Origin of the sequence: Saccharopolyspora sp. 7B (assembly GCF_020177435.1) — a bacterium.
GTDB classification, from domain to species: domain Bacteria; phylum Actinomycetota; class Actinomycetes; order Mycobacteriales; family Pseudonocardiaceae; genus Saccharopolyspora_C; species Saccharopolyspora_C gregorii.
In genome coordinates this window covers 1-4,159 of record NZ_JAIUKC010000240.1, presented here as the reverse complement: position 1 = coordinate 4,159, position 4,159 = coordinate 1, and the positions used below count along the sequence as shown (strand labels likewise).

The following is a 4,159-nucleotide window of genomic DNA, read 5'->3' as shown; positions in this document are numbered from 1 at the left end:
GGAAGCCCGTTTCGCGACCCCGCCGCACCCGGCCCGATTCGTTTTCGGCCCGTTCCGTGCTGGCAGAAAGAAATCTACACGGGCCGAAAACGGCCTTGAACACCACCCCCCATTAACGCGAAAACCGCAGGTCATCCCGCTTCACCCGGATGGCGGCTTGCCGTGGGACCACCGAGCACCGGGACACCGGGCCGCGGCCCGGCCCGAGTCCGGCGATCTCCATCGAGTGATCGCGGTGCGTTTCCCGGGCTGCACCCACCCGCGCGCCGGTAGCCTGCTCGCCGACCAAGAGGCAGGGGGTAACCGTGGACTCGACACCGATCTACACCGAGTTGCAGCAGCAGCTGATCGACCCGGAGGCGGACAACTGGGGACTGAGCTCCCCACCCGAGTTCGCCGCGGCGCTGACCGAGAGCGCCGAGTCGTCGGCCGCCGAATCGGTGGCCGCTCAGCACGGCGACTCCGGCGGTCGCGCGAAAGGGCGCAGGCACCGCGCCGCCGATTGAGGCACCGAGCGCTCCGCGCGCGGGGGAGGCGGCAGCGGAGCGACCGGTACCGGAAAGACGAAGAACCGCATCGCGGATCACCACGATGCGGTTCTTCTGCGTTCGGGGCCGGAAGCGTCCCGTTCCGGGAACGCGGCCGGCCGGGACCACCGGTACCGGCTCAGTCCACAGCGGACGAGAATTGCGGCAGGGACACGGAGGCGACGGTGGAGTTCGACCGCTCCTCCTCCTGGCGCGGAGGTTCGGGGACGAGCTGTTCCGGTTCGCGCGGTTCCACCGGGAGTGCGGGTCCGGCCTCGGCGGCCTGTTCGTCCGCTTCCGGTTCCTGCTGCTTGTGCAACCGGTCCTTGCTCCGTTGCGCGGCACCGCGAATCTGCTCGGTCAGCTGCCGGTTGGCCTGGCGGGCGTCGCGTTCGTCCCGTTCCTGGCGTTTGGCCGTGGCGGCGGACTGCTCGCGCTCGGGAACGCGCGCCCGCTCGATGTACCGGGCGAAGACTCCGCGCAGGCGTTGCGCGTGCCGCTCGCTCAAGTCGATTTCGTAGGTCACGCCGTCCAGCGCGAAAGTAACGGTCTGCTGGGCTGGCGACCCGTCTATGTCGTCGACGAGTTCGACCTGAATCCGCTCGGCCATGATCACCTGTCTCGGGAACGTGCCCCGTCTCGATCCGCGACACCTGCAGGCGAGACTCCTGCGACCCTGACCCACGTTGTAGCACGCGGCATCGCTGTTGTCTCGCGTCAACGATAGAACAGCACCACCGGCCGTTGAGAACCGCCGTGCGGGGGCACCGTCGACCCCGCGATGCCGGGTCCCGGGCGAACCGCCCCGCGACACACCGTAGCCGATCGGCCGCGAAATCGAGAAAGTAATCTGAAGCACAACGTCGCTACAACAGCGTTCCGAGCTCACGGTCAGTGCTCGACGGACCCAGGGTGGCACATTTTCGCAACAACGGTTTATTGTTCAGAACGTTCTTCGTACGCTCTCGCACGAAGGCCAGCAATAACGAACCGGAATCGAGGGTTTTCCAGTGGCGCAGAAGGTCACCGTGCAGCTCGTCGACGACGTCGACGGGTCGGAAGCGGAGTCGACGGTCGAGTTCAGCCTGGACGGGGTCGACTACACCATCGACCTGTCCGCCGACAACGCAGCGAAACTGCGGGACTCGTTGGCGTCGTACGTCTCCGCCGCACGCCGCACCGGGGGTCGCAAGCGCGCGGCGGGCAAGGCGGGCAAGACCGCCGCTGCTCCTACCGCCGCCGACCGGGAACGCAACCAGGCCATTCGGGAATGGGCCCGGGAGCAGGGCATGCAGGTGTCGGATCGGGGACGCATTCCCTCGGAGATCGTGGACGCCTACGACAAGGCCAAGTGAGTCCATCGGGGTGTCGCGCGACGCCGCCCGTGCGGGATCGGACATTTCTCCGGGCGGCGGCGTCCGCGACATTCCACCCCGCTTCCGCGCTCAGCCGCGGAACTCCCTGATCTCCTGTTCCGTCGGCATCGACGACATGGCGCCGTGGCGCCCCACGGCCAGCGCGGACGCTGCCGAGGCCGCCGCCAGCGCTTCCCGGACCTCCGCTCCCCCGGCCCGCGCAGCCGCGAAGACACCGACGAAGGTGTCCCCCGCCGCAATGGTGTCCACGGCCCGCACCCGATGGGCGGGCGACCGGACGACCTCTCCCGCCGCATTGCCGTAGAGGGCTCCTTCGGCACCGAGCGTGATGATCGCTTCCGGTACTCGTTCCACCAATTCCCGCAACGCCGCGTCGGGATCGTCGCGACCGGTGAGGACCGCGGCTTCGTGTTCGTTCGGCACCAGCACGTCCACGTTCGCCAGCAACTCGGCGGACAGTTCCGCGGCGGGAGCCGGCGTGAGAATCACCGGAACTCCGGCGGAGCGCCCGGCCGCGGCGGCGGATTCGACCCCGGCGAACGGGATCTCCAGCTGCAGCAGCAGCGCTCCGGAACTCGCGATCAGTTCGGCATCGCCGGGCGCGAGCGAATCGACGGTCGCATTGGCCCCCTGGACCACGACGATCGCGTTTCCGCCGTCGTCGTCGACGACGATATGCGCCGTGCCGCTGTTTCCCGGGACGGTGCGCAGACCGCGGGTATCGACTCCGAACCCGCGCAATGCCTCGCGCAGCCCGCCGCCCAGTTCGTCCTCCCCGACCGCGCCGATCATGAGCGCTTCCGCGCCCGCTCTGGCGGCCGCGACGGCCTGGTTCGCGCCCTTTCCGCCGGGCGCCGTGCGGAATTCGCGCCCGAGCACGGTTTCGCCGCGCTTCGGCGCGGTCCCCACGTAGGCCACCAGATCCATGTTGCAGCTGCCGAACACCGCCACCGTCGTCGTCACCGGGCCATGATCCCGCTTTCCCCGGAGGTGGCGCAGGCGGCTCTCCGCGCGGGCAGGCACGTACCATGCGGTGCGTTCGGGAGGAGAGGGCGAGCAGCGGTGGACTACGTGGTGACGGCGGTACTAGAACCGCCGGTGGCGGTGCAGGGACTGGACGAGTTGCAGCAGCAGGGCGTGGTCGCGCTGCTCGACCGCAGGCTCGCGCTCGTGGAAGGCGTCACCGGGCCGGACCAGGCCGACATCGACGTGCTGGACTTCCGGATCTCGCCGGGCCCGGCCCGGACGACGGTGGAACTGGTGCTGGACGCGCCGTCGCTGGTATCGGCGGAGTGGGCGGCGGCGACGGTGCTCGACGAGCTGCTCAGCGAGATCGACCTGCTCAGCGGCTGGTCGGTCGCGGAGTCGAAGGTGCGGATCACCGAAGACGAGTTCAACCAGAGCCTGGCCGCGGCGGACGTGCGCACTCCGGACGACTCCAGCGAGCTGGAGCTGGCCGTGGAGGAGGCGCTGGGGGCCGCGGAACCGGTGGTGGAGGCGCGGCACTGGCGGGAGACGCTGCTGGAGTGCGCGCCCCGGCTGCGCGCCTTCGGTCCGGAGGCGTTCGCCGCCCCGGACGTGGAGGAGTCGGCGGCGCGGCTCGCGGCGGGCGCGCTGATCCACGCGGTGTGGGTGGTGACCGACGAGATCTTCTACGACGAGCTGTCGTTGTCCATCAACAACGCGACGGTCGACGAGGCCCAGGGCCTGCTGGTGCTGGCGGAGCTGCCGCCCTGCTACGGCGCCCGCTACGACTCGGCGTTCGCCCGGGCGTTCCTGCTGGCGTCGGCGGCGGTGGCGACGCGGCTGTCGGAGCCGGTGTGGACGCCGCCGCGCTGCGTGGCCGAAGCGCTGGCGCTGCGGCTGGTGGTGCACGAGGCGCAGGTGCTGCTGGACGCGGCGGAGCTGCTGGACTGGTCGCAGAGCACGCCGATCTTCGCCCGGTTCGCCGCCACCGCGTTCGGCGACACCGCGCACGAGCGGTTGTACGAGGTGGACGCGCGGCTCGCGGAGGATGCGGGGAACGCGGAGCTGGAGGCGCAGCTGCGCGAGCGGGGCATCGCGTTCGAGCAGTGGTTCGGCGCGCGCAGCGGCGCCCCTGGGCTGCACCCGTACCTGCAGTTCCTCTGACGCCGGGCATGCGAAGAGGCCCCCCCGGGGGGGGGGGGGGCCGGGGGGGGGGGGGGGGGGGCCCCCCGCGGGGGGGCGCCGGGGGGGGGGGGGGGGCGCGCCCGCGGGGGGGGGCGGGGGGTGGGG

The 4,159-nt window shown here is 70.9% G+C and carries 5 protein-coding genes; 3 read left to right on the top strand and 2 right to left on the bottom strand.

Features of this window, described 5'->3' with window-relative positions:
• Positions 1–305 precede the first annotated feature (305 nt).
• The gene (locus LCD33_RS27830) at positions 306–506 is read left to right on the top strand and encodes a hypothetical protein (protein ID WP_224960575.1); all 201 of its coding nucleotides are present in this window, start codon (positions 306–308) and stop codon (positions 504–506) included.
• Between the two features lie 160 nt (positions 507–666).
• On the opposite strand, the gene LCD33_RS27825 is transcribed toward LCD33_RS27830, so the two are convergent.
• A complete protein-coding gene (locus tag LCD33_RS27825) occupies positions 667–1,137 on the bottom strand; it encodes an Lsr2 family protein (protein ID WP_224960585.1) in 471 nt (156 codons plus the stop codon).
• Positions 1,138–1,537: 400 nt separating this feature from the next.
• Here LCD33_RS27825 and LCD33_RS27820 point away from each other — a divergent pair, with 400 nt between their 5' ends.
• The gene (locus LCD33_RS27820) at positions 1,538–1,882 is read left to right on the top strand and encodes an Lsr2 family protein (RefSeq protein WP_224960576.1); all 345 of its coding nucleotides are present in this window, start codon (positions 1,538–1,540) and stop codon (positions 1,880–1,882) included.
• Positions 1,883–1,972: 90 nt separating this feature from the next.
• On the opposite strand, the gene LCD33_RS27815 is transcribed toward LCD33_RS27820, so the two are convergent.
• Positions 1,973–2,866 carry a ribokinase gene (locus LCD33_RS27815; RefSeq protein WP_224960577.1) on the bottom strand — a complete coding sequence of 298 codons (894 nt, stop codon included), beginning with the start codon at positions 2,864–2,866 and terminating at the stop codon, positions 1,973–1,975.
• A 99-nt stretch (positions 2,867–2,965) separates the two neighbouring features.
• Here LCD33_RS27815 and LCD33_RS27810 point away from each other — a divergent pair, with 99 nt between their 5' ends.
• Complete coding sequence (locus tag LCD33_RS27810) at positions 2,966–4,033, top strand: hypothetical protein (protein WP_224960579.1); 1,068 nt, start codon at positions 2,966–2,968, stop codon at positions 4,031–4,033.
• Positions 4,034–4,159 lie beyond the last annotated feature (126 nt).

Excerpts from the sequence above, each read along its gene's own strand:
- LCD33_RS27825 (WP_224960585.1), bottom strand. The coding sequence starts at position 1,137 with ATGGCCGAGCGGATTCAGGTCGAACTCGTCGACGACATAGACGGGTCG.